The organism is Prosthecomicrobium sp. N25, from assembly GCF_037203705.1.
GTDB lineage: Bacteria > Pseudomonadota > Alphaproteobacteria > Rhizobiales > Ancalomicrobiaceae > Prosthecodimorpha.
Window position 1 is genome coordinate 1,982,884 of record NZ_JBBCAT010000001.1, and the last position, 24,265, is coordinate 2,007,148.

23 protein-coding genes are annotated in these 24,265 nt (G+C 70.9%); 8 read left to right on the plus strand and 15 right to left on the minus strand.

The window, feature by feature from the left end; all coding sequences use genetic code 11:
- The first annotated feature begins 3 nt into the window (after positions 1 to 3).
- From WBG79_RS08970 to WBG79_RS08990, 5 genes are all read left to right on the plus strand, one after another.
- Complete coding sequence (locus WBG79_RS08970) at positions 4 to 930, plus strand: ABC transporter permease (RefSeq protein WP_337356765.1); 927 nt, start codon at positions 4 to 6, stop codon at positions 928 to 930.
- Positions 927 to 1,925 carry an ABC transporter ATP-binding protein gene (locus WBG79_RS08975; RefSeq protein ID WP_337356766.1) on the plus strand — a complete coding sequence of 333 codons (999 nt, stop codon included), beginning with the start codon at positions 927 to 929 and terminating at the stop codon, positions 1,923 to 1,925. The genes WBG79_RS08970 and WBG79_RS08975 overlap by 4 nt, the downstream gene beginning before the upstream one ends.
- Positions 1,922 to 2,929: an ABC transporter ATP-binding protein gene (locus WBG79_RS08980; protein WP_337356767.1), complete on the plus strand. Its 1,008-nt coding sequence runs from the start codon at positions 1,922 to 1,924 to the stop codon at positions 2,927 to 2,929. Before WBG79_RS08975 ends, WBG79_RS08980 begins: the two co-directional genes overlap by 4 nt.
- Entirely contained in the window at positions 2,926 to 4,320 is a 1,395-nt protein-coding gene (locus WBG79_RS08985; RefSeq protein WP_337356768.1) for a M20/M25/M40 family metallo-hydrolase, read from the plus strand. Before WBG79_RS08980 ends, WBG79_RS08985 begins: the two co-directional genes overlap by 4 nt.
- Positions 4,321 to 4,429: 109 nt before the next feature.
- Positions 4,430 to 5,230 carry a DUF1194 domain-containing protein gene (locus WBG79_RS08990; protein WP_337356769.1) on the plus strand — a complete coding sequence of 267 codons (801 nt, stop codon included), beginning with the start codon at positions 4,430 to 4,432 and terminating at the stop codon, positions 5,228 to 5,230.
- Positions 5,231 to 5,239: 9 nt separating this feature from the next.
- Here WBG79_RS08990 and WBG79_RS08995 read toward each other — a convergent pair whose 3' ends face one another.
- The 10 genes from WBG79_RS08995 to WBG79_RS09040 form a co-directional block, all read right to left on the minus strand.
- Positions 5,240 to 5,959, minus strand: coding sequence for an isochorismatase family protein (locus tag WBG79_RS08995; protein WP_337356770.1), 720 nt, complete (start codon positions 5,957 to 5,959; stop codon positions 5,240 to 5,242).
- A 76-nt stretch (positions 5,960 to 6,035) separates the two neighbouring features.
- Entirely contained in the window at positions 6,036 to 6,788 is a 753-nt protein-coding gene (locus tag WBG79_RS09000; protein ID WP_337356771.1) for an isochorismatase family protein, read from the minus strand.
- A 29-nt stretch (positions 6,789 to 6,817) separates the two neighbouring features.
- Complete coding sequence (locus tag WBG79_RS09005) at positions 6,818 to 7,588, minus strand: isochorismatase family protein (protein ID WP_337356772.1); 771 nt, start codon at positions 7,586 to 7,588, stop codon at positions 6,818 to 6,820.
- A gap of 15 nt (positions 7,589 to 7,603) precedes the next feature.
- Positions 7,604 to 8,854 (minus strand): MFS transporter, encoded by a 1,251-nt coding sequence (locus WBG79_RS09010; protein ID WP_337356773.1) that lies wholly within the window; start codon positions 8,852 to 8,854, stop codon positions 7,604 to 7,606.
- The gene (locus WBG79_RS09015; protein WP_337356774.1) at positions 8,851 to 10,125 is read right to left on the minus strand and encodes an MFS transporter; all 1,275 of its coding nucleotides are present in this window, start codon (positions 10,123 to 10,125) and stop codon (positions 8,851 to 8,853) included. The genes WBG79_RS09010 and WBG79_RS09015 overlap by 4 nt, the downstream gene beginning before the upstream one ends.
- A complete protein-coding gene (locus WBG79_RS09020; RefSeq protein ID WP_337356775.1) occupies positions 10,115 to 12,103 on the minus strand; it encodes an ABC transporter ATP-binding protein in 1,989 nt (662 codons plus the stop codon). Before WBG79_RS09020 ends, WBG79_RS09015 begins: the two co-directional genes overlap by 11 nt.
- A gap of 22 nt (positions 12,104 to 12,125) precedes the next feature.
- A complete protein-coding gene (locus tag WBG79_RS09025) occupies positions 12,126 to 13,100 on the minus strand; it encodes an ABC transporter permease (protein WP_337356776.1) in 975 nt (324 codons plus the stop codon).
- A 13-nt stretch (positions 13,101 to 13,113) separates the two neighbouring features.
- Positions 13,114 to 14,061, minus strand: a complete 948-nt coding sequence (locus tag WBG79_RS09030; protein ID WP_337356777.1) for an ABC transporter permease — start codon at positions 14,059 to 14,061, stop codon at positions 13,114 to 13,116.
- Between the two features lie 16 nt (positions 14,062 to 14,077).
- Positions 14,078 to 15,616, minus strand: a complete 1,539-nt coding sequence (locus WBG79_RS09035; protein ID WP_337356778.1) for an ABC transporter substrate-binding protein — start codon at positions 15,614 to 15,616, stop codon at positions 14,078 to 14,080.
- A gap of 100 nt (positions 15,617 to 15,716) precedes the next feature.
- Positions 15,717 to 16,400 (minus strand): isochorismatase family protein, encoded by a 684-nt coding sequence (locus WBG79_RS09040; protein ID WP_337356779.1) that lies wholly within the window; start codon positions 16,398 to 16,400, stop codon positions 15,717 to 15,719.
- A gap of 590 nt (positions 16,401 to 16,990) precedes the next feature.
- Between WBG79_RS09040 and WBG79_RS09045 the strand changes: the two genes are divergently transcribed.
- Complete coding sequence (locus tag WBG79_RS09045) at positions 16,991 to 18,496, plus strand: amidase (protein WP_337356780.1); 1,506 nt, start codon at positions 16,991 to 16,993, stop codon at positions 18,494 to 18,496.
- Between the two features lie 75 nt (positions 18,497 to 18,571).
- Here WBG79_RS09045 and WBG79_RS09050 read toward each other — a convergent pair whose 3' ends face one another.
- The 3 genes from WBG79_RS09050 to WBG79_RS09060 all read right to left on the minus strand — a co-directional run bounded on the left by WBG79_RS09050 (position 18,572) and on the right by WBG79_RS09060 (position 20,881).
- Positions 18,572 to 18,778, minus strand: a complete 207-nt coding sequence (locus WBG79_RS09050) for a ChaB family protein (protein ID WP_337356781.1) — start codon at positions 18,776 to 18,778, stop codon at positions 18,572 to 18,574.
- Positions 18,779 to 19,075: 297 nt separating this feature from the next.
- Positions 19,076 to 19,906: a quinoprotein dehydrogenase-associated putative ABC transporter substrate-binding protein gene (locus WBG79_RS09055; RefSeq protein ID WP_337356782.1), complete on the minus strand. Its 831-nt coding sequence runs from the start codon at positions 19,904 to 19,906 to the stop codon at positions 19,076 to 19,078.
- A gap of 117 nt (positions 19,907 to 20,023) precedes the next feature.
- On the minus strand, positions 20,024 to 20,881 hold the full coding sequence (locus tag WBG79_RS09060; protein ID WP_337356783.1) for an aldose epimerase family protein: 858 nt from the start codon (positions 20,879 to 20,881) through the stop codon (positions 20,024 to 20,026).
- A 202-nt stretch (positions 20,882 to 21,083) separates the two neighbouring features.
- On the opposite strand from WBG79_RS09060, the gene WBG79_RS09065 reads away from it, so the two are divergent.
- Complete coding sequence (locus WBG79_RS09065) at positions 21,084 to 21,512, plus strand: DUF1330 domain-containing protein (RefSeq protein ID WP_337356784.1); 429 nt, start codon at positions 21,084 to 21,086, stop codon at positions 21,510 to 21,512.
- A 61-nt stretch (positions 21,513 to 21,573) separates the two neighbouring features.
- Here WBG79_RS09065 and WBG79_RS09070 read toward each other — a convergent pair whose 3' ends face one another.
- Entirely contained in the window at positions 21,574 to 22,128 is a 555-nt protein-coding gene (locus tag WBG79_RS09070; RefSeq protein ID WP_337356785.1) for a YciE/YciF ferroxidase family protein, read from the minus strand.
- Positions 22,129 to 22,332: 204 nt separating this feature from the next.
- Here WBG79_RS09070 and modA point away from each other — a divergent pair, with 204 nt between their 5' ends.
- Entirely contained in the window at positions 22,333 to 23,109 is a 777-nt protein-coding gene (modA, locus tag WBG79_RS09075) for a molybdate ABC transporter substrate-binding protein (RefSeq protein ID WP_337356786.1), read from the plus strand.
- Positions 23,110 to 23,155: 46 nt separating this feature from the next.
- Here the strand turns inward: modA and WBG79_RS09080 are convergent, their stop codons facing one another.
- Complete coding sequence (locus tag WBG79_RS09080) at positions 23,156 to 24,253, minus strand: ABC transporter ATP-binding protein (RefSeq protein ID WP_337356787.1); 1,098 nt, start codon at positions 24,251 to 24,253, stop codon at positions 23,156 to 23,158.
- Positions 24,254 to 24,265: the final 12 nt, after the last annotated feature.

The window sequence follows — 24,265 nt, forward strand, 5'->3', positions numbered from 1 at the left end:
GCCATGACGGACGCCGCCGTCGCCGCCCCGCGCCCCGGCCCGCTGCGCCGCCTCGCCGGCACGGTCGCGGCCGCCCCGGGCCCGAGCCTCGCGGCCGTGATGCTCGTCCTCCTGCTCGCCTACGTGATCGTCGTTCCCCTGGTCACCCCCAACCCCTTCTCGTTCGCCGGCATGTCCGTGCTCGACGCGCTGACGCCGCCGATCTGGAAGCCGGACGGCGACCCGCGCTTCCCGCTCGGCACCGACGACCAGGGCCGCGACCTCGTCGCCGCGATGGCCTACGGCCTCCGGACCTCCATCGTGGTCGGCGTCCTGTCGGTGCTGATCGGCCTCGTCCTCGGCGGCGGCCTCGGCCTCCTCGCCGGCTTCACGGGCGGCAAGACCGACGCGCTCATCATGCGCGTCGCCGACGTCCAGCTCGCTTACCCGGCGCTGCTCCTGGCGATGATCATCGACGGCGCCGCCCGGGCGCTCGGCCTCCACGGCGGCAACGCCGGCACCGTCATCGTGGTCGTGTCCATCGGCATCGCCTTCTGGGTCCAGTACGCCCGCACGATCCGCGCCTCGGTGCTCGTCGAGCGTGACCAGGATTACGTCTCCGCCGCCCGCGTCACCGGCCGCGGTACGCCCGCGATCCTGCTCCTGCACATCCTCCCGAACGTGATGGCGCCGGTGCTCGTGGTCGCCACCGTCAACCTCGGCGTCGCCATCATCACCGAGGCGACGCTGAGCTTCCTCGGCATCGGCATCCCGGTCACCCAGCCCTCGCTCGGCACCCTGATCCGCAACGGCAACAACTTCCTGCAATCGGGCGAGTGGTGGATCTCGATCTTCCCCTGCATCCTGCTGGTGCTCTTCGTGGTCTCGGTCAACGTGCTCGGCGACCACCTGCGCGACGTCTACAACCCGCGGCTGAGGACCCGGTCGTGAGCGCCGCCCCGCTGCTCGCCGCTCCGCTTCTCGCCGTCGAGGGCCTGACGGTCGAGATCCGCCGCGGGTCGCTGCGCCTGAAGGCGCTGGACGGCATCTCCTTCGCGGTCGGCCGCGGCGAGGTGCTCGGCATCGTGGGCGAATCCGGCGCCGGCAAGTCCGTGACCGGTGCGGCGGTCGTCGACCTCCTGGTCCCGCCGCTGCGCCGCACCGCGGGCACGATCACGCTCGCCGGCGAGCGCATCGACGGCCTGCCGCCGGCCGCGCTGCGCAAGGTCCGGGGCGGCCGGGTCGGCTGCGTCTTCCAGGACCCGATGACGAGCCTCAACCCGGTCCTGACCGTCGGCCGCCAGCTCGCCGATACCATGCGGGCGCATCTCGACCTCGGCCCCGACGAGATCCGCCGCCGTGCCGCGGGCTGGATCGCCCGCGTCGGCCTGCCCAACCCCGAGGCGACCCTCGCCCGCTATCCGCACCAGCTCTCCGGCGGCCAGCGCCAGCGCATCGTCATCGCGCTCGCCCTCTGTGCCGAGCCGGTCCTGGTCATCGCCGACGAGCCGACCACCGCCCTCGACGTCTCCGTCCAGGCCCACATCCTCGAGCTCCTGAAGGACCTGCGCGCCGAGACCGGCGTCGCCATGATGCTGATCACCCACGATCTCGGCGTGATCGCCAAGATGGCGGACCGGGTTGCCGTCTTCTACGCCGGGCGGATCGTCGAGGAGGGTCCGGTCGCCGACATCGTGCATGCCCCGCGCCACCCCTATACGGCCGGCCTGATCGGCGCGACACCCGCCGTGCAGGCCGACGGCACGGTGCGGCTCGAGCAGATCCCCGGCGCCATGCCGGGTCTCGGCGCGACGCCCCCGGGCTGCGCCTTCCACCCCCGCTGCCCGCGCGCCGGCGAGCCCTGCCGGTCCGTCGTGCCCGCCCTCGGTGGCGAAGGTCCGACCCGGCACGCCTGCTTCTTCCCGCTCGGGAGGGCCGCCTCGTGACCGCCGCGCCGGACCTCCTGGTGCTCGACCGGGTCAGCAAGGTCTACGCCCAGAGGTCGGGCCTGCTGGAGCGCCTGGCCGGCCGCGCCCGCCCGGGCATTCGCGCCGTCGACGGCGTGAGCCTCGCCATCCGGGAGGGCGAGACCTTCGGCCTCGTCGGCGAGAGCGGCTGCGGCAAGACCACGCTCGGCCGCATCGTCGCCGGCCTGGTCCCCCCGACCGCCGGCCGCGTCGACCTGCGCCCCCGCGACCATGGCGGCCGGCCGCGCCTGCAGATGATCTTCCAGGACCCCTTTTCGTCGCTCAACGGCCGCTGGCGCATCGCCGACATCGTCGCCGAGCCGATCGTCGTCAACGACCTCCGGCAGGGCAGGGCGGCGGTCCGGGAGCGCGTCGCGGAACTCCTGGTCCAGGTCGGCCTGTCGCCCGCCGACGCGGACAAGATCCCGCAGCAGTTCTCCGGCGGGCAGCGGCAGCGCATCAGCATCGCCCGCGCACTCGCGGGCGAGCCGGAGTTCCTCATCCTCGACGAGCCGACGAGCGCGCTCGACGTCTCCGTCCAGGCCCAGATCCTGAACCTCCTGCGCGACCTGGAGACCCGGCTGGGCCTCACCAGCCTCTTCATCACCCACAACCTGGCGGTCGTGCGCGTCATGGCCGACCGCATCGGGGTCATGTATCTCGGCGAACTGGTCGAGACCGCCGATGCCGAGACCCTGTTCCGCGCCCCGCGGCACCCCTACACGCGCCTCCTGATCGACGCCGCCCCCGACCTCGACGTCGCCGACCGCAGCCTGCACCCGATCCGCGGCGAACTGCCGAGCCCGGCCGCGCCGCCGCCCGGCTGCCGCTTCCACCCGCGCTGCCCCTTCGCCGAGGACCGCTGCCGCCGCGAGGCGCCGGCCGAGCGGGCGGTGCCGGGCGGCACCGTCCGTTGCCATTTCGACCTCGATCTCTCCCTGCCTCGGCGCCTGGCGCCGGCCCTGGAAAGGACCTCCCCATGACCGCCGCCCCGTCCCGCGCCGAGGCCGTCGCGGCGGCCGTCCGCATGCTCGACGACGGCCGCTTCGAGGCGGACCTGCGCCGGCGCGTGGCGATCCCGACCGTCAGCCGCATGGCCGAGCATGCCGGCGACCTCGCCCGCTACCTGACCGATGAGATGGTCCCGACCTTCCGGCGCCTGGGCTTCACGACCGCGATCTGGGAACATCCGGCCGCGCCCGGGCCCTTCCTGCTCGCCGAGCGGATCGAGGACCCGGCGCTCGTCACCGTGCTCCAGTACGGCCACGGCGACGTGGTCGCCGGCCTCGACACCCTGTGGGAGCCGGGCCTCGCGCCCTTCGTCCTGACGGAGCGCGACGGCCGCTGGTACGGCCGCGGCACCGCGGACAACAAGGGCCAGCACGGCGTCAACATCGCGGCCCTCGAAGCGGTGCTGGCCTTGCGCGGCCGCCTCGGCTTCAACGTCAAGTATCTGATCGAGATGGGCGAGGAATGCGGGTCCCTCGGCCTCGACGAGGTCTGCGCCGCGCACGCCGCCGACCTCGCCGCGGACGTCCTCGTCGCCTCCGACGGTCCGCGCCTCGCGCTCGACCGGCCGACCCTCTTCCTCGGCGCCCGCGGCGGCATCTCGTTCGAGCTCTCGATCGAGGCCCGCAAGGACTTCCAGCATTCCGGCAACTGGGGCGGCATCCTGGCGAACCCGGGCATCGAGCTCTGCCACGCCATCACGGATCTCGTCGACTGCACCGGCCGGATCAAGGTTCCGGCGCTGACCCCCGGCACCATCCCCGACAACGTCCGCCGCGCGCTGCAGTCCTGCCGGATCGCGCCCGAGCCGGGCGACCCGCCGATCGACGCGTGGTGGGGCGAGCCGGGCCTGACCCCGGAGGAGAAGGTGTATGCCTGGAGCTCCTTCGAGGTGATGGAGTTCGAGTGCGGCAACCTCGCCCGGCCCCTCTATGCCATCCCGCCGCGCGCCCGCGCCCGCGTCCAGCTGCGCTTCCCCGTCGGCGTCGACCCGGACGGCATCGTTCCGGCCGTGCGCGAGGCCCTGGCCGCCGCGGGCCACCATCGGGTCGTGGTGAAGGACCCGACCGACGCCGTCTTCCTGGCGAGCCGGCTCGATCCGGACCATCCCTGGGTCCGCCGGGTCGCCGCCTCGCTCGCCGCCACCCTCGGCGCCGAGCCCGCCATTCTCCCCAACCTCGGCGGCTCGCTGCCCAACTCCATCTTCTCCGACCGCCTTGGCCTGCCGACCGTCTGGATCCCGCATTCCTACCCCGGCTGCCTCCAGCACGCCCCGAACGAGCACCTGCCGATCGCCATCGCGCGCGAGGGCCTGGCCATCATGGCCGGGCTCTATTGGGACCTCGGCGAGCGCGCGGGCGGCTGAACGGAGCCCCGTCCTCTTTTCGCCAATCCGCCGCGCCTGCTCCCGATCGCCTCTTGCCGCCTCCGCGCGTCGTGCCAAACTGGTCTCCGGGGGCCTTGGAGGTCGGACGATGCGGCAGTCTCTCGCGACCCTGCTATCCCTTGGTCTCGTCGCGGCCGTCGCCTGCGGAGCGGTGGCCGCCGAGGGCGGAAAGGAAGTCGACCTGGCGCTCGTCCTGGCGGTCGACGTCTCGCGCTCCATGGATCCCGACGAGCAGCAGCTCCAGCGCGAGGGCTACGTCGAGGCCCTGCGCTCCCCGGCCGTGCACGCCGCCATCCGCAAGGGCGCGATCGGTCGAATCGCCGTGGCCTACGTGGAGTGGTCGGGGGTCGCCGAGCAGAAGGTCGTCATGCCCTGGACCGTGATCGAGGGGGCGGCCAGCGCCAACGCCTTCGCGGACCAGCTCGCCGAGGCGCCGATCGGCCGCGTCTACTCGACCTCGATCTCGGCCGCCATCGACTTCTCGGTCCGTCTCCTCGAGCAGAGCGGCTTCGACGCCGAGCGGCGGGTCATCGACATCTCGGGCGACGGCCCGAACAACACCGGGCGCGCCGTCAACCGCGCCCGCGACGAGGCGGTCGCGGCCGACATCATCATCAACGGCCTGCCCTTCATGCTGAAGCGCCCGAACGGCTTCGGCGACATGGAGAACCTGGACCGCTACTACGAGGATTGCGTCATCGGCGGGGTCGGCGCCTTCGTGGTCCCGATCCGCAGCCGGACCGAGATCATCGAGGCCACACGCACGAAGCTCATCCGCGAGATCAGCGCCGCCCCGGACCCCGAGCCGGCGGTCGTGCCGGCCCAGGGACGCGAGTCCGTCAACTGCATGATCGGCGAGATGCGCCGGCAGCAGCAGTGGGGGCCGTGAGCCGGCCGGTCACTCCGCCGCGGCGCGGTGCCCGGCGAGCCCGCCGAGATGCCCGATCACCTCGTCGACCTTCATGACGTCCGCGTACTTGTGGTGGAGGTCGAACAGGTTGACCTTGTGGATCAGGTCCGACCGGTCGAACGTGCATTCCTCGACGAGCGTCACGTGGTAGCCGCTCGAGTAGCCGTCGACGCAGCTCGCCCGGACGCAGCCCGAGGTGCTCTCCCCGCAGACGATCAGGCTCCTGACCCCGAGCACCGTCAGGTGCGAGACGAGCGGCGTGCCGGCGAAGATGGAGGCCCGCTGCTTGGTGATGACTACGTCCTCCGGCGCCGGCGCGAGCTCCGGATGGATGACGAAGTCGTCCGGGAAGGACGTCGTCCGCTGCCGCCGCGTGGCGTTGACGCGGATCGACGGCCGGCTCTGCGGCCGCGTCTCCGACGTGCAGTAGAAGATCGGCACCCCGGCGAGCCGCGCCGCCGCGAAGAGCCGCCTGGTCGGCTCCAGCGCCGCCCAGGCGTTGATCCCGCAGGAGCTCGGGAACTCGGCCTGCAGTTCCACCGGCGGCCTGGGTCCGCCCCGGTAGGCGGAATTGTAGAGGTCGATCGCGATGACGGCCGGGTTCGGCCCCACGAAGGTCTCCCGCGCGTAGGCCGAATAGACCTTCAGGGTGTCCGCGTCGATCGTGTCCTTCCAGCAATGCTCTTCGAAGTCTTCCCTGCGGGCCATGGGCGGCTCCCCGGTTCGGCGGTGGACGGCGGCGACGGCGACCGCTGACGGCCGCCGTCCCCGGGACCGGCGGCGCTCAGGCCGCCTTGCCCTTGGGCAGGTCGAACATCCCGGCCGGCAGGGTGTCGATGAAGGCCAGCACCTCCTCGGTCTTCACCACGTCGGCATACTTGGCGTGCATGTCCGCGAGGTTGATGGCGTGGTTCGCCTGCACCCGGTCGAAGCACCCCTCCTCGATCACCGCGACGCGGATGTTGTTGGAGAAGGCGTCGATGACGGTCGCACGCACGCAGCCGGACGTGGTCGTTCCGACCACGAAGACGCTGTCGCAGCCGAGCAGCTGCAGGTAGGCGAGGAGGTTGGTGCCGTAGAAGCCGGAGGGCTTCTGCTTCAGGACCACGATGTCCTGCGGCTCCGGCGCGATATCCGAGACGATCTCGTTGCCGTCGGGCAGGTTGACGCGCGCCTTGGCCGATGCGGTCGCCGCATCCTCGCTCACGCGGGAGTTCTTGAAGCCCCAGCTGCCGATGTCCCACTTGTCCTCGCGGACGACGCCGGTCGTGTAGATGACGGGCAGGCCCTTGGCGCGGCAGGCGTCGGCCACCTTGGCGATGTAGGGGATCGCCACCCAGGCGTCCTCGCCGCAGCTGTTCGGCCATTTCTTGATGGAGTCGAGGATCGGCTCCGACTTCTCCCCGCAGAAGGCCCAGGAGACGTCGATGATCAGGAAGGCAGGCCGCTTGCCGAAGCCGCCCTTGGCGCCGAAGCCGCCGGCCGCGAAGACCTGGCGGTCGCGCTCGGTGAGGAAGGGATCCCAGATGTCGGACATGGGGAGAGTCTCCTGTCGGATGAGGGGGGTCAGTACCAGACGTTCGCGGGGTTGACGCCGGAGCCCGACGGCAGGTCGAACATCCCCTGCGGCAGCTCGCGCAGGTGGGCGAGCACCGTCTCGGAGTCGAGCACGTTGGCGTATTTGGCGTTCATGTCGCAGAGGTTGATCGCGTGGCTCGCCTGCGAACGGTCGAAGCAGCCGTCCTCGACGACGGTGACCCGGAAGTTCTGCGAGAAGGCGTCGATGACGGTCGCCCGCACGCAGCCCGAGGTCGTCGTGCCGGTGACGATCACGCTGTCGCAGCCGAGGATCTGCAGGTAGCTGCCGAGCGGCGTGCCGAAGAAGCCCGACGGCTTCTCCTTGCGCACCACGATGTCGCGCGGCCCCGGCGCGATCTCGTCCACGATGGTGTTGCCGTCGAGGCCCGTGGCGTCGACCTTCGGGCGCTCGCCGCCGCGCTTCGACTTCCACAGCCAGGACCCGCCGTTCCACCCGTCCGGCCGGCGGATGCCGGTGGTGTAGATGACCGGGATGCCCTTGGCGCGGCAGAGGTCGATCAGCCGCTGCAGCACCGGGATCGCCTCCCAGGCGTCCTCCCCGCAGGAGGTGCGCCACTTCTTGATGGACTCCAGGATCGGCTCCGGCTTGTCGCCGCAGAAGGCGTAGTTGACGTCCACGACGATCAGCGCGGGGCGCTCGCCCCAGGCGCCGAGCGCGCCGTAGCCGGCGGCGGCCAGCACCGCCTTGTCGCGTTCGGTCAGGAACTGGTCCCAGATGCGGGGCTTCGCTTCGCTCATGGTCGAGGTCTCCGGTCAGTCGGATGGGGAGGGGAGGGGGTGTCGCCGGCCGAAGGCCAGGAACAGGCCGGCCGACAGGGCCATCAGGCCCGCATTGAGCAGGATCGCGCCGCCGTAGCCGATGGGCGTCAGGTCGATGGCCGTCCCGAGCAGGAGCGGCCCGGCCACGAAGCCGACGTCGCCGGCGAAGCGCATGAGGCCCATGGCGGGCCCGAAGCGGCCGCCGGGCGCGTGGTCCACCGCGTAGGTGGCGACCGCCGGCCCCTGCAGGCCCGTGGCCGCGCCGAGCCCCGCCATCGCCACCCAGAACATCCAGGCCTGCCCGCCGAGCGCGGCGAGGACGAGCGCCGCCGTGGTCGCGAGCGTCGCCGCCACCACGCAGGCGACCGTCCCGTGCCGCTCGATCAGCCGCCCCGTGAACGGCAGCACCGCCAGGTTGGCGACGGTCATCAGCGTGATGGCGAGGCCGATCCGGCTCGTGTCGAAGCCGAAGCGCTCGTGCGCCGCCAGCGGCAGCATCTGCCACTGCCCAGCCGCGCGGGTCAGGAAGGTGCCGAAGTTGACGAGCAGCGCCACCGCCATGACCGGGTTGCGCGCGATCGGCACGAAGGCCCGGAACGAGTGATCGTGGTGCGACCCGCCGGCGTTCGGCCGCCGCGTCTCGTCGAAGCACAGGAAGGCGTAGAGCGCCGCCCCCATGCCGATCGCGAGGCTCAGCCAGAACGGTGCCGCGTAGCCGAAATGGCCCGCGAGATAGCCGCCGACGACCGGCCCGAACCCGGCCCCGACAAGCATGGCGGTCTGGTAGAGCGCCATGATGCGGCCGCGCTGCCCAGGCTTGGCAAGGTCGGCGCAGACCACGCTCGCCGCCGTCATGTAGATGCCCGAGCCGAGCCCCTGCACGAAGCGGAAGCCGACCAGCAGCCAGAAGTCCGTGGCGAGCGCGGCGCCGAGCGAGGCCACGCCGACGATCGCCGGACCGAGCCAGACCAGGAGCCGCCGCCCGTAGCGCTCGGCCATCAGCCCGGCCGGCAGGTCCATCAGGAGCCGCCCGACCCCGAAGGCCGTGATGATCAGCCCGACCGCCCATTCGGCCACGCCGAAGCTCTTCGAATAGAGCGACAGCACGGGCGCCAGCATGCCCATCATCATCATGTGGCCCGCGACGGTGCCCATGATGACGACGAGCGCCGGCTGGGCCGCCAGGATCGCCCAGGTGGAGGCCCTTGCGGCGGGCGTCGTTGCCGAGAGCGTCTCGATCGTCATGCCGGCCCCGGCCCCGGCGCGACCGCCTCTGTCCGCTCGGCCCCGGCCGCCGGCGTCCGCGCGGCCTTGGTCCGGTTCGCATAGGCCGAGAACCCGGTCATCACCCCGAGCAGGAAGATCCCGCCCCCCGCGAGCGCCGCCGAGAGCCCGAGGGCATGGCCGAGGAGCCCGAACAGGGCTGGGCTGAGGATCTGGGCGAAGCGGTTGGCGAGCAGTCTCAGCCCCATCAGCTTGCCGCGCTCGCCCTCGCCGACGGCATCCACCATGACCATGATGCTGACCGGCAGGTTGACCCCGACCGCGCCGCCCATGACGGTGACGACAAGCAGCATCGGCACCACGTGCTGGCCCGCGAGCGGCGTCACCGCCACGCAGGCCGCGGCCGTGAAGCCGGCGACGGTCAGGATGTGCTCCGGCGCCATCCGGTTCATGAGACCGCCGAGCACGTAGCGGGTCAGCATGGCCGAGAGCCCGTTCATGGCGAGCGCCGTGGAGATGATCAGGGTCGTGAAGCCGACAGAGTCCATGTAGAGCGGCAGAAAGCCGTTATAGAGCGACTGGATGTACATGATCAGGAACGTCGCCGTCAGCCCGAATTGCACCGGCCGGTGACGGGTCAGGTCGATCCCCTTCTTGTAGCTCTTCAGGACGCCGGCGGGACTGATCATGCTGCGGAGGTCGAGGTCGGCCTCCTCCGGCTTCGGATGCGCGTAGCTCCGGCCCATCCAGACGAGCGCGACCATCAGCCCGGCTGACGACAGGGCCGCCGCCATGAAGGCCGCCCGGTAGCCGTCCATCGGTACGGGAAAGAGCGAGGCGACCAGGCCGCCGATGAGTGGCCCCAGCATGCCGCCGCCGGACATCCACATGGAGTAGCGCTGGATGTATTCGTTGCGGATCGCCTGGTCGCCCGTCGAGACGAGCACCTGGAAGGACGACGCCATGATGATGATGCTGGACCCCAGGAAGAACTGCGAGAGGATCAGCGACACGAGGCTTGACGCGGTGGCGTTGAGGACGAGCGAGGTCAGCAGGCAGGCGTTTCCGACCACGAGCATCTTCATCGGCCCGATCGTGTCGATCAGCTGGCCCGACGGCATGGCGATGAAGATCGGCAGCACGGCCCGCAACGTGACGAGCAGGCCGATCGTCAGCGTCGACGCCCCGAGCTCCTGCGCATAGAGCGCGAAGAACTGCCCGGCGAGCCCGGTGATCGTGAAGAACAGGCCGCCGCCCAGGACCCCGAACCGGCGGAACCGGTCATCCTGCATGATGGCACGCCTCCAGGCGGTCGCCGGCGCGGCTCTTGAGGACGGGCTTGTCGGTCCGGCACAGCGCGGTGGCCTTCGGGCAGCGCGACGCGAAGGCGCAGCCGGGCGGGATGGCGAGCGGGCTCGGCAGTTCGCCGGCGATCACCTGGATGGTCCGGTCGGCCTCGGCCTCCGGGTCCAGCACCGGCACGGCATCGAGCAGGGCGCGGGTGTAGGGATGCGCCGGCGCGGAGAAGACCGCCTCGGCCGGCCCGTATTCGACGACCTCGCCCAGGTACATGACGGCGATCCAGTCCGAGATGTAGCGGACCGTCGAGAGGTCGTGCGAGATGAACACGAAGCTGACGCCGAGCTCCGCCTTCAGGTCGGACAGGAGGTTGATGATCTGCGCCCTGACCGACACGTCGAGCGCCGAGGTCGGCTCGTCGGCGACCACCACGGACGGGTTGAGGGCGAGAGCGCGGGCGACCGCGATGCGCTGCCGCTGCCCGCCGGACAACTGGTTCGGGTAGCGCTCCAGATAGCTCTCCTCGAGCCCGACCTGGCGGATCAGGCCGCGCACCGCCTCGGCCCGTTCCGCCCGGTTGCCGCGGCGTGCCACGACCAGCGGCTCCTCGATGATGTCGAAGACGCGCATCTTCGGATTGAACGAGGAATAGGGGTCCTGGAAGACCATCTGTCCCGTTCCGGCGATGAAGATGTCGCCGCTCGTCGGCTCGTCGAGCGCCAGGAGCAGCCGGGCGACCGTGCTCTTGCCGCAGCCGCTCTCGCCCACGATACCGAGAGTCTCGCCCCGCCGCACCCGGAGACTGACGCCATTGACCGCCTTGACGACCGGCGGCTTCACCCAGGGGAGCAGCGACGATCCGACGAAGTGCTTCGTGAGATTGTTGATTTCGAGCACGTCCTGCTTCGGCAGGCTCTTCCAGGCCGGCGGCTCGGCCTGCGCCTGCGCGGGGCCCGCGACGGGCGCCTCCGGCAGGTCCCCGAGGCCGTTCGGCAGAAGGCAGGCGGCGCTGTGCAGCGGCCCGCGCGGCGCGAGTGCCGGCACGGCCTCCGCGCAGCGCGCCTCGGCGGCGGGGCAGCGCTCCTTGAAGGCGCAGCCGGCGACCGGCATGCGCATGTCCGGCGGGAAGCCCGGGATCTGCGCCAGCCGCTCGCGCGCCCCGCCCGACACCCGCGGGACGGTCCTGAGCAGGCTCTGCGTGTAGGGATGCTTCGGCCGCCCGAAGACCGCCGCGGTCGGACCCGTCTCGACGATCCGGCCCGCATACATCACCGCCACCGAGCGGGCGAAGCGCGACACCAGCCCGAGGTCGTGGGTGATGAACAGCATGGCGGTGCCGGTCTCTGCCGTCAGCCGCTTCAGGAGCTCGACGATCTGCGCCTGGATGGTGACGTCGAGCGCCGTCGTCGGCTCGTCGGCGATGATGAGCCGCGGGTTGCACGAGAGCGCCATGGCGATCATCACCCGCTGCCGCATGCCGCCGCTCATCTCGAACGGGAAGGCGTCGATGCGGCGGCCCGCGTCCGGGATGCCGACCTTGTCGAGCCACCCGATCGCCGCGTCCCGAGCGGCCTTCTCCTTGAGCTTGAGGTGGCGGGCGATCGGCGGCACCATCTGATCGGCGACCCGCATCACCGGGTCGAGTGACGACATCGGGTCCTGGAAGATCGTGCCGACCCTGGCGCCGCGGATCTCGTTGAGGCGCCGTTCCGAGGCCTTCAGCAGGTTCTCGCCGTCGAGCCAGACCTCGCCGCCGGCCACGTGCCCGGGATGGGCGAGCAGCCGGATCAGCGACATCGCCATGGCGCTCTTGCCCGACCCGCTCTCCCCGACGATCGCCATCCGCTCGCCCGGCCGCAGCGTGAAGGAGACGCCGTTGACCGCCTTGACCACGCCGGTCTCAGTGCGGAACTCGGTCCGGAGATCGCGGACGTCCAGCACGGTGTCGGTGACGGGTCTCGCATACGTCATGGCTTGGCTCCGCTTTGCGCCGTCATTGGCGCGAGCGCGGATCGAGCACCTCGCGGATGCCGTCCGACAGGAAATGGAGGCTGAAGGCGATGAGCAGGATGACGAGGCCGGGCAGGGTGGAGATCCACCAGGCCTGCTCCAGGTAGGTCTGGCCGTCCCGGATCAGGTTTCCGAGCGAGGGCTCGGGCGGCATGATGCCGAGGCCGAGGAAGCTGAGGCTCGCCTCCACCAGGATCGCGTTCGCGGCCGCGATGCTGGCCGCCACCAGGAGCGGCGCGATCGTGTTGGGCACGATGTGGCGCGTCAGGATCCAGCGCTGGGAGGCCTTCACGGTGCGCGCCGCGTCGATGTAGGCGCGCGTCCGCAGGCTCAGCACCAGGGACCGCTGCAGACGCACGAAACGAGGGATGTCGGCGAGCGAGATCGCCATGATGACCGGCACGATTCCGGTCCCGATGGTCGACACGAGGCCGATGGCGAGGAGGAGCGAAGGGAAAGCGAGGAAGATGTCGACGACCGTCATGATCGCCCGGTCGACGACCTTCCCGAAGAAGCCCGAGATCGTGCCCAGCACCACGCCGAAGACCAGGGACACCGTGGCGACGCTGAAGCCGACCAGCAGGGACATCTTCACGCCCTCGAGCGTGCGGCTGAGCACGTCGCGGCCCATGCGGTCGGTCCCGAACGGGAAGGTTAGCGACGGCGGCTTCATCATGGCGCGCAGGTTGGTCTGCAGCGGGGCCTGGAGGGGCAGCCAGGGGAGGAGGATGACCAGGAGCAGGATCGGCACCAGGATGGCGAGCGCGACCTGCGTGCGTCGGTTCGCCAGGATTGCCTTAAGCGTCCGCAGCCGGGGTGCCCCGCGCGGGACGGGCCCGGAGCTCCTAGGCGTCTCGGGAACGCCGGCCGGGCCGCCCGTCATGGCCGTCGCGGGGCGGCGGGCCGGGGGGGCGTCGCCGGCCGGAGGCGCGCGGTCGAGGGATACGGCGTCCGTCATGGTTCGCGTCCCGTCAGAACGTCACCCGCGGATCGAGCTTGCGATAGACGAGGTCAGTCGCGAAGTTGATCGTCACGAAGATGAGGGCGTAGAAGATGATCAGGTTCTGCACCATCTGGTAGTCGCGGCTGTTGATGCCGTTGACCAGGAGGCTGCCGATCCCAGGGATGTTGAAGATGAACTCGACGATGACCGTGCCGTTGAGGAGGCTGCCGAAGCTCAGGCCCACCACGGTGACGATCGGCAGCGCCGCGTTCTTGAGCGCGTGGCGGAACAGCACCCGGAGTTCCGACCAGCCGAGCGAGCGGGCCGTGCGGATGTAGTCCTCGCCCAGGACCTCCAGCACCGACGTGCGCGTGATCCGCGCCATGGTGGCGATCTGGGTCACGGAGAGGACCAGGACCGGCAGGGCGATCCGCTTCAGGAAGTTCGCCGGGTCGGCGATGTCGACGTCGCCGCTCGCCGGGAAGAGCTTCAGCGTCAGCGAGAAGAAGAGCAGGAAGACGAGGCCCGTCCAGAAACCGGGCATCAGGTCGAGCACCATCGCGGCGCCGGTGATCAGGTTGTCGAGCGCCCGCCGGCCCTTGTGCGCCATGAAGGCGGCGAGCGTCCCGAGCGGGATCGCGACCGCGACCGTCAGCACGATGGTCGAGAAGGCGATCGACAGGGTGATCGGCATGGCGCTCCGCATCAGCCCGGCGACCGAGAGCCCGGTCGTGATCGTCTCGCCGAAGTCGAACACCGCCAGCGCCCGCAGGTAGTCGAAATATTGGACGATCAGGGGCTTGGTCAGGCCCATCTGCTCGCGCAGCCGCTGCAGCGCCTCGCCCGAGAGCGTGTCCCCGGCCATGGCCGAGGCCGCGTCGCCCGGAATGAGGCGGAGCGTGAAGAACACCAGCGTCACCACGCCGAAGGTCGTCACGACGAGCTGCAGGGCCTTCTTCACGACGTAGGCCAGCATGGCCGTGGCCCCTCGCTCACTTCACGTCGACTTCGTAGAAATTGACTTGCGCCAGGTAGTTGATCTTGACGCCGGTCACCTTCTGCTTGCTCGGCCAGATCACGTTGTTGGCGTATTGCGGCATGTAGTAGAGGTCCGTCATGGCGATCTTCTGGACCTCGGCGTACATCGCCTTGCGCTTCTTCGGATCGACCTCGGCACGGGCGCCCTCGAGCAGGGCGGTGAGCTTCGGGTTGTCGTAGCGCGCCCCGTTCAGGCCCTTGGGCGAGATGTTGCTCGGGTGCAGGTAGCTGAACAGGATCATGTCCGGGTTGACGGCCGGCAGCAGCCGCGTCGCCGTCTCGAAGTCGCCGGCGTTGCGCCGCTGGTTGAAGGTCGGCGTGTCGACCAGCTCCATCTTCATGGTGACGCCGACCTGGGCCAGGTAGTCGATCTCGAACTGCTGCAGCTCGGTGACGCCCTGCGCGGAGGTGCTGAGCTGCTTGATCGTCAGGCCCTTGGCGTAGCCCGCCTCGGCGAGCAGCTTCTTGGCCTTCTCGGGATCGTACTTGTACTTCGGGATGTCGTCCGAATAGACGTCCATCCAGGGCATCAGCATCGAATAGGCGGCGAACTGCAGGCTCGGCGCCACCGCCTTGTTGATCGTCTCGTAGTCGATCGCGTAGGCGAGCGCCTGCCGCACCCGCACGTCGGCGAGCGGCTTCACGGCGGTGTTGTAGACCTTCAGGGCGACCGCGTAGTTCTCGACCTTGTTCATCTTGAAGCCCTCCTTCTGGAGGGTGGCGAGATGCTCCTCGCGGTTCGCGCGCATCACGAGGTCGATCTCGCCGTTCCTGAGCGCGATCGTCGAGGTGTTCTCGTCCTTGATGATCTGGAACAGGATCGTGTCGATCGGCGCCGGTCCCTTGTAGTATTCCTTGTGGCTCTTCAGGATGATGCGCGCGTTCACGTCGATGAAGTCGAGCGCATAGGGACCGGTTCCGACCGGGTTCCAGCGCACCTTGTCGCCCGCGTCCTCGATCGCCTTCTTGTTGACGATCTGGCCCTGGTGGTAGTTGGCGACCTGATGCAGGAAGTTGCCGTCCGGCGACTTCAGCTCGATCAGCACGGTGTAGGGATCCGGCGCCTCGATCTTGGCGATGTTGGCGAGCTCGGCGGCGTAGGGCGACGCGGTCTTCGGATCGCGGATTCGGCCGTAGCTGTAGAGCACGTCGGCGGCCGTGAACTCGCCGTAGCCCTTCTGCCACTTCACCCCTTTGCGCAGGTTAAACTTCCAGTGGAGGTTGTCCTCCGTCTCCCAGGACTCGGCGAGGTCGGGGATGATCTTGCCCGTCGCGCCGTCGTAGGTGGTCAGCCCACTGAAGATGTTGAACGCAATGTTCTCGTTCTCGATGCGGAAGATGCTGGCCGGGTCGAAGCCCGCCGGATCGTCGTAGAAGCGCACCTTCAGCGTCTTCTCCTGGGCGGCCGCCGGGCCGGGCGCCGCGGCGGCGAAGCCGAGGAGCGCCGCGCCCGCGGCGAGGAGGGACAGGACCTGGCGCCTGGAGATTGTCATCGGTCGACCTCTTGGGAAGGCGGGGACGGGGCGCGCGGGCGCGCCGGCAGGAAGAGGCCGGCGGCACCCACGCGCCGCCGGAGGATGGAGAGGCCTCGGTTCAGCGCGCCTTGCTGCGCAGGTAGTCCTTGGCCATGTCGAGCGTGATCACGTCGGCGTACTTCTGGTGCATGTCGTAGAGGTTCATGAAGTGCGACGCCTCCGTGCGGTCGAAGACGCATTCGCTCACGACGCCCATCCGGAACCGGTTCGTCGCCCCGTCCACCACGGTCGCGCGCACGCAGCCGCTCGTCGTCTCGCCGCAGCAGATCAGCGTGTCGATGCCGAGGCTGGTCAGGTGGAAGGCGAGCGGCGTGCCCTGGAAGCCGCTCGGCGCGGTCTTCTCGATCACCACCTCGCCCTCGACCGGGGCCACCTCGGCGACGATCTCCATGCCCTTCTTGCGCATTTCGGGCGAGAGCTTCGAGGGTTCGCGGTGCCGGTGCACCCAGGGCGCGATGTTGGTGTCGAGCCCCTTGATGTGGACGACCGGGATGCCGGCCTTGCGCGCCACCGCGAGGAGCTCGGCCGTCTTGTCGACCGCCTCCCAGCCCTCGAGGCCCGTGCTGCTCGGCCACATCTTCATGGACTCGAAGATGGGCTCCCGCTTCAGCCCGAGGACGCTGTAGTAGATGTCGATCAGCAGCAGCGCCGGCCGGCCGCCGAAGCCGAACAGGGCCTTCTTGCCCCACTGCTCGTCGTGCTTCCTGTCGCGCTCGCTCAGATAGCTTTCCCAGCCGTACATCCCGCATCTCCCTGGTCGACCGATGGCAAAAGTCTCCGGCGGTCGCATGCGGGTCCATGAATTGCTTCGGGCCCGCCGCCAACCGTCCGTAGACCGGGTCGCTGCGTCATCAGCAATCGGCGTGCCATCTGATCCACTGGGCCTGACGATAAGCTTTCTGCAGGAATTCCGTTGCGGGAGGAGTCGGGTATGGGACGCGGATGCACAGTCGATACACAGATCACTAAAATTGTGCACAAAAAATGGGTTCCAGCAGCTTCTGATAATGGAAAAAGCGATGATTTGGATACAAAACTGCGGAGACGGTCTGATTGGCGTCGCCTAATTCCACGGCAAACCGCCCCCCGGCACGAGGCGGCAATCTCGATAGAACAGTGGGATGGCTCCACAAACGCACCTTCCGGCCGCGCCCCGTACGCGTCAGGGCGATCGTATCCAAGACAGGGACAGTCTGGTGATGGGTGCCGGAACCCGATCCCGGCCACCTGCACGTGGCGCGATGTTTGCTTTCCCCGCCGGCATCCCCGCCGGGCCCCCGGCGCGCCTGACCGCGTGCCGAGGCCCGGGACCCAAGCCCCGCGAGGAACGCCATGACGACGAGAACGGACTTTTCCGAGATCACCATTTCGCGCCTGATCGCCGGCTACGAGGCGGGCGAGTGGACCGCCGCCGAGGTGGTGGCCTGGTATCTGGACCGGATCCGCCGCCTAGACCGCGCCGGCCCGCGCATCAACGCGGTGATCAGCGTGAACGCCGAGGTCGAGGCGCAAGCCGCCGAGCTCGACCGCAAGCTGAAGGAGAGCGGCCCCGTCGGTCCCCTGCACGGCGTGCCGATCCTCGTCAAGGACCAGATCGACGTCCGCGAGATGCCGACCACCTGCGGCTCGATCCTCTTTCGCGACAACTGGCCGAAGCGCGACGCCTTTCTGATCGCGCGCCTGCGCGCCGCCGGCGCGCTCATGCTCGGCAAGACGACGCTGGGCGAGATGGGCGCCGGCGACACCCACGGGTCCCTCTTCGGCTCCACGCGCAACGTCTACGCCGTCGACCGCACGGCCGGCGGCTCCTCCGGCGGCTCCGGCGCGGCCGTCTCGGCGAACTTCTGCACGGTGGCGCTCGGCCAGGAGGGCTTCGCCTCCATCCGTCGTCCCTCGATCTGGAACGGCGTCGTCGGCATGCGCCCGTCCGTCGGCCTCGTCAGCCGCGGCGGCGTCTATGACGGCTGGCCCTCGGTCCTCGGTTCGGTCGGCCCGATGGCGCGCACGGTCGAGGACGCCGCCCGCATCCTCGACGTGCTCGTTGGCTACGATCCGGTCGACCCGGTGACCGCCCACGGCGTCGGCAAGCTGAAGGGCTCCTTCGTCGACGGCATCGCCCCCGGTGGCCTCCAGGGCGTCCGCCTCGGCGTGCTGCGCACCTCGATCGGTGTCGACGCGGAGCCGGACTCCGAGGATTTCAAGCGCGTGCGGGCCGTCTTCGACGCCAGCCTTGGCGCCCTCACGGCGGCCGGCGCCACGCTGGTCGATCCGATCGAGATCCCTGAGCTGAAGGAACTGCTGGCCTTGCGCGCGGGCCATCCGACCCACGGTTCGGAAGCCTTCGAATACTACGTCGCGGACCTGCCGGACGCCCCCTACCGGTCGAAGGCCGATGCCATGGCCTCGCCGCAGTATCCGGGCGTCTCGCCGCAGATGAAGACCCGCTGGGCCCGCGAGGGGACGCCGGAAGCCTACGCTCGCTATCTGGAGGCCCGCGACCTCCTGATGACCCGGTTCCTCAAGGTGATGGCCGACCACGACCTGGACGCGATCGTGCACACCGCCATCGAGCACGAGCCGACGCTGATCGCCGACGGCATCAATCCGCCCTGGGTCAACCACAAGGGCGCGCCGCACATCAACACCTTCCTGGGGCCGGTGCCGACCATCGTCGTTCCGGCGGGCTACACCTCGATCGGTCTGCCGGCCGGCATCGCCTTCCTGGGCCGCCCCTACGACGACCTCGCCATGGTGCGCTACGCCTACGCCTTCGAGCAGCAGACCAAGGCCCGGCGCGTGCCGGACCTCGACGCGGCCGCGCAAGCGGCTGTCGCCTGACGGGAGGTGCGCCGCGAGGCGGGGCGGTCCTCGGACCCCGCCGCCCGCGGCGGTCCCGCGGCGATGCGCAGCCGACTACCGTAGCACCCACGCGCCGTCGGCCTTGCGATAGAGCCGCTTCACCGCCGCCCAGGCGATCCGGAACGCCCGCGCCTCGCGGTCCGCTTCGCCCGCGTGGGACGCGTAGGCGCTGTTGAAGGCGGCGACGAAGATGTCCTGGGCGTGAGCGGGCAGGTGCCGGCGCACCGAGTCGGGGAGATCGTCTGCGCTCGCATAGGGCATGGGCCCGCCTGCCCGGCTCCTGCCGGCTGCTGCGTGAGGGAACTGCCGGAAAAAAGGAAGCCCCGCCGCCCGCGGGGCCAGTTTCGGGTCCTCTCGCCGCCGCGATGGCACACAGCGACACTAAAATATTAATGGTACAGCCCAAGCCGTTGCAGCCGTGAGACTACGGACGGCCGGCAACCGGACCGTCTGCGCAAGCGGCTGCCGAGCGCTCCGCCGGACGTCCCGCCCGAATTCCGATGCCGCCGCGAGCCCCGGTCGTCGCGCCGGAGCGCCGGCCCGCCCTGCACGGCGGCCTCAATCCGGGCGGGCCCCCGCCGCCGTGCCGGCCGGCGGGAGCGGGAGAAGCGGCACGTGGTAGTCTTCGAGGATTGCCTCGATGTCCGCGCGGCGCTGGACCAGGACATGGTCCAGACGGTCGCGCAGGTCCCGGTCGCCGCGCCGGACTCCCATGGCGATGTCGAACTGGAAGCGAAAGGGACCGCTCCGCCCCCCGCCTGCGATCGGCATGACGGTCAGCGGCTCGGCTGCGCGCGCGGCGAAATAGCCCGCCTGCGGCCCCCAGACGGCGGCGACGTCGACCTCTCCGGCCGCGACCGCGTCGACGATGGCGGCGCCCGGCGCCGGGGTGCCGTAGTCGCCGGTCACCATGTAGCCGCGCAGGTTGCCGCCGAGCCCGAGGGCGGCGAGCGCGTGGGCGGGCGGCGTATTGGCCCCGTCGTCGCCCACCAGCTGAACGCCGATGCGCAGCGAGTCCAGCCGCGGATCGTCGAGCGAGGCCGCGTCGAGCTTGTCCCGGCTGCGCGAGACGAGGACGTAGGTCGACCGGTAGTAGGGCCGCGTGGTCGCGACCGGGTCGTAGCCGGCCGGCACCCCGATCGCCACGTCGCAGAGCCCGGCCGCGAGCGTGTTGCGGACGAAGCCGCGTCGCTGGGCCCACCAGGTGAACGCCAGCTCCCGGCCGAGCGCCTCGGCGACCACCGCCGCGATACGGTTCTCGAATCCTTCCCGGGCCTCGTTCGAGAAGGGCAGGTTGTTGGGGTCGGCGCACACGCGCAGGGCCTCGGCCCGGGCCGGGGCCGCGAGCGGACCGGCGAGGAGGATGGCGGCGGCTCGGCTGCGGCGCATGGCGATGTCCCGGACAGGGACTTCCAAAGCCGGGCCTCCCGGCATTGTTCCCCGTGCCGCCCGCGCCTGCCCCCGGGGCCCTCCGGCGTCGGGGCGGCCCGGCTTCTGGGCTCCGGGTCAGCGCTCGGCTGGACCCGCGGCGAGCGTCACCGTCCCTCGGAGCGTTGCGCCGGGTTCGAGCACCACCAGGCCGGCCGCCTCCGGAGCGGCGAGGCCAAGGGCCGCGAGGTTGAATCCGTCGGCGAGATGGCTGACCGGCTCGAGGCAGGCATAGCGGCCGCCCGGCGGCCGCCAGACGATGAAGTGGAGGAAGTTCGGGTCGGCGGTCAGCGTCACGGTCCAGCCGTCCGGCTCAGCGAGGCGCGCCCGGCGCCAGACAGAGAGGTGCGCGGAGGCGGGCGACGGTCCTGCCGGGGCCGGCCCCGATGCCCCAGTGGGCAGGCCGCTGGCGTCGAGCACCCAGGCGGTCCCGGCGTCGACCGTGACGGTCGCGTCCGGTCCGGCCGGCACGAAGGGGTGCCAGCCGATGCCGGCGGGAAAGGCCTCCGTGCCGGTGTTGCGCAACGCGATGTCGACCGCGATCCCGTCCCCGGTCAGCGTAAAGTCCTGACGCGCCTCGAAGGCCCAGGGCCAATGCTCGTCGGGCTCGTGACGCAGGACGAGGCTCGCCGCTCCCTCGCGCGCGGCCTCCGTCGCCCAGGGCCGGAGGTGTCCGGTCCCGTGCAGGGTGGAGGGCGCCGCATCGGGATGGGGCGTGAGCCGGTAGGAGCGGTCGCGGAAGCGCAGGAGCCCGTCGCGGATCCTGTTCGAATAGGGGACGAGCGGGTAGGCACCGGTCTTCGGCCAGATCCGCGGGTCCGGCCCCCAGCCGTCCATCGGCGCCACGACGTCCCGGCCGGCGACCGTCAGCCGCGCGAGCCGCCCGCCGCGCGCCGGCGCGAGCGTCGCCGAGACCGCCCCGCGGACGAGGTCCACGGTCGGTCCGATCGAACCCCCTGCCGCTGCCGTCGATCCGTCCGGATCCATCCCGGCTCCCGCTCCACCGTTCATCCTCGCCCCCCGCGCGCCGAAGCGTCGGACCGGGCCGCCGGACCCTACACGGAGGGTGCGCGTCGGTCACGCCCCGGTGGTCGGGCCCCCGGCCGATCCGCTAGGATGCCGCCAGAGGAGGAGCCCGATGAGCCACACGAGCTTCGGCAAGGACGACTTCGCCGCCTTCGAGCGCGCCGACCGGCCCGGCCCCATCCACATGCTGAACCTGATCGCGCTGCGCGCCGAGGCTGTCTACCCGGACGGCCGCGTCGCGACCGGGGAGGAGGCCTATGCGGCCTACGGGCGCGAGAGCCGGCCGGTGTTCGAGGGGCTCGGCGGCCGGATCGTCTGGCGGGGCCGGCCCGAACTGATGCTGATCGGACCGAAGACGGAACGCTGGGACCTCGCCTTCATCGCCGAGTATCCGAGCGTGGCGGCCTTCGCGGCCATGATCCGGGACCCGCGCTACCGGGCCGCCATGGTGCATCGGCAGGCGGGCGTGGCCGACTCCCGGCTCCTCCGCCTCGCCCCGCTCGCCCCGGGGGCGGATTTCGCCGCTCCCGGGGTGGACTGACCCGAACGTCGGGACGGTGCGGCGGCCGGCGCGCGACGGACGCGCGCGGCCGCCGGACCGGTTACTTGCGGCTGCCGGAGGCGCGGCGCTTCTGCGGCTGCGCGTCCTGCTCCTCGCCTTCGCCCTCGTCGGCCTGGACGTTGATGGTCTCGGCGATCTGGGTCAGGAGCTCGTCGGTCTTCTTCTCCTCCGCGAGCGTCTCCTCGAGAAGCCGCGCCGCATCCTGGTAGCCGAGCTGGGCGGCCCAGGTCTTCAGCGTGCCGTAGCGCGAGATCTCGTAGTGCTCGATCGCCTGTGCGCCGGCGATCAGCACCGCGTCGGCGGCCGGGGACCCCTGGAAGTCCTCCAGGTGCTCGTCCATCTCGCTGCTCAGCCCCTGCATCGCCTCGCAGGTCTTGCCGCGCGCCGGCTTGCCGATCGACTCGAACACCTGCACGAGCCGCTCGACCTGGTTCTGGCTTTCCTCGGCATGGGTCTCGAAGGCGGACTTGAGCTCGTCCGCCTGCGCCGACTTGGCGGCTTTCCGGAGCGCGCGCACGGAGTTGCGCTCCGCGTAGTACACGTCCTTGAGGGTCTCGTAGAAAGCGTCCTGGAGGGTCTTCTGCTTCGCGGCCATGGATGATTCTCCTGTCTTGGGCTCCGGAAACCTGCGGACAGCCATGCCGGTTCCCCCGGGCCGCGCGTATGGCGGCCGGATCGCGTCGACGGGGCTCGGGGCAGGAGCGCGGACGGCGGCCCGGCCGCGGCGGGATCTTGCCGGGGGCCGGTCCCGCGCGTAGCGTCCGCTCCTGCCCGTGACCCTGACGGATCGCATCGTCCCATGATCATCCGCATCGCCCGGACCGCACTCGCCCTCGTTCTGGCCATGGCGTGCCTGCAGCCCGCGGCCGGGCAGGAGAGGCGGCCGGTCCTCGTCTTCGCGGCGGCCAGCCTGCAGACCGCGCTGCAGGCCGTCGCGGCCCGGTGGACGGCGGAGACCGGCAGGGCCGTGACCTTCTCGTTCGCGGCCTCCTCGGCGCTCGCCCGGCAGCTCGACCAGGGGGCGCCCGCCGACCTCTTCGCCTCCGCCGATCTCGACTGGATGGACTGGGCCGAGAAGCGCGGCCTGATCCGCAAGGAGACGCGCCGCACCCTGCTCGGCAACAGCCTCGTCCTCGTCACCAGGGCCGACACGCCGGCGGACCTGACGATCGCCCCCGGCTTCCCGCTCGCCGCCGCCATCGGCGAGTCGCGCCTGGCGACCGGGATCCCCGAGTCGGTGCCCGCCGGAAAATATGCCCGGGAGGCGCTGACCGCCCTCGGGGTCTGGGCCGAGGTCGCGCCCCGCATCGCCGGGGCCGAGAACGTCCGCGCCGCCCTCGCCCTGGTCGCGCGCGGCGAGGCGCGCTTCGGCATCGTCTACGCCACGGACGCCCGCAGCGAACCGCGGGTGCGCGTCGTCGGGGTCTTCCCCGCCTCCACCCACGCCCCCATCGTCTACCCCTTCGCGCTGACCGCCGCCTCCGCCAACCCCGACGCCGCTGCCTTTCTGGAGTACCTCGCCTCTCCGGCCGCCCGGCCGGTCTTCGAGGCGGAGGGCTTCGTGGTCCTGAAGTGAGGCGGGCCCCTCGCGGCGTTCCCGGCGCCGGGGGAGGGCCCGGGCGTCAGCCCCGCCCCGCGGCCCCCGTTCCGCCGCGCCGGAGCGACCGGCCCGTTTCCGCGTCGAAGAGATGCGCGGCCTCGGCCCGCACCCCGAGCCGGACCGCCTGGCCGCGCGGGGCCTCGAAGGTGCGCGGCGCCCGCACGCAGACGAGCCCCGTCCGCCCCCCGTCGCAATAGGTGTAGCTCTCCGGCCCCAGGTGCTCGACGAGCTGCACCGTCGAGCCGATCGGTCCGGCCTCGCCGATCGACAGGTGTTCGGGCCGCACCCCCAGCACGGCCGGCCGCGACGCGGCGGCGGGCGCCTCGACGGCGGGGAGGGGGAGGGACCATCCCTCGCGTGCCCGGAAGAGCCCGCCGGGCTCCAGGGTGCCGTCGAACAGGTTCATGGCGGGCGAGCCGATGAATTCGGCGACGAACAGCGTGGCGGGCCGGTCGTAGAGCTCCAGCGGGCTGCCGACCTGCTCGATCTCGCCCTTGTTCATGACCACGATCCGGTCCGCCATGGTCATCGCCTCGACCTGGTCGTGGGTCACGTAGATCGACGTCGCGGCGAGCTGCAGGTGCAGCTTGCGGATCTCGGCCCGCATCTGCACCCGGAGCTTGGCGTCCAGGTTGGAGAGCGGCTCGTCGAACAGGAACACCTTCGGGTGCCGCACGATGGCACGCCCCATGGCGACCCGCTGGCGCTGTCCGCCCGAAAGCTGGCGCGGGAAGCGCTCGAGCAGGCTGCCGAGCCCGAGGATGCCGGCCGCCGACTGCACCGCCCCTGCGATCTCGTCCTTCGGCCGCTTGCGCAGCCGCATGTTGAAACTGAGGTTCTGGTCGACGCGCATGTGCGGGTAGAGCGCGTAGGACTGGAACACCATCGCTATGTCGCGGTCGCGCGGCTCCAGGTCGTTGACCCGCTGGCCGCCGACCACGATGTCCCCCGCGGTCGTCTCCTCCAGCCCGGCGATCATGCGCAGCAGCGTGGACTTGCCGCATCCCGACGGGCCGACCAGCACGATGAACTCCCCGTCCGCGATCGCGAGGTCGAGCCGCCGGATCACGTCGACGGGGCCGAAGGACTTGGCGACGCCGCGGATGTCGACTGAGGCCATGGGGGTTCTCCC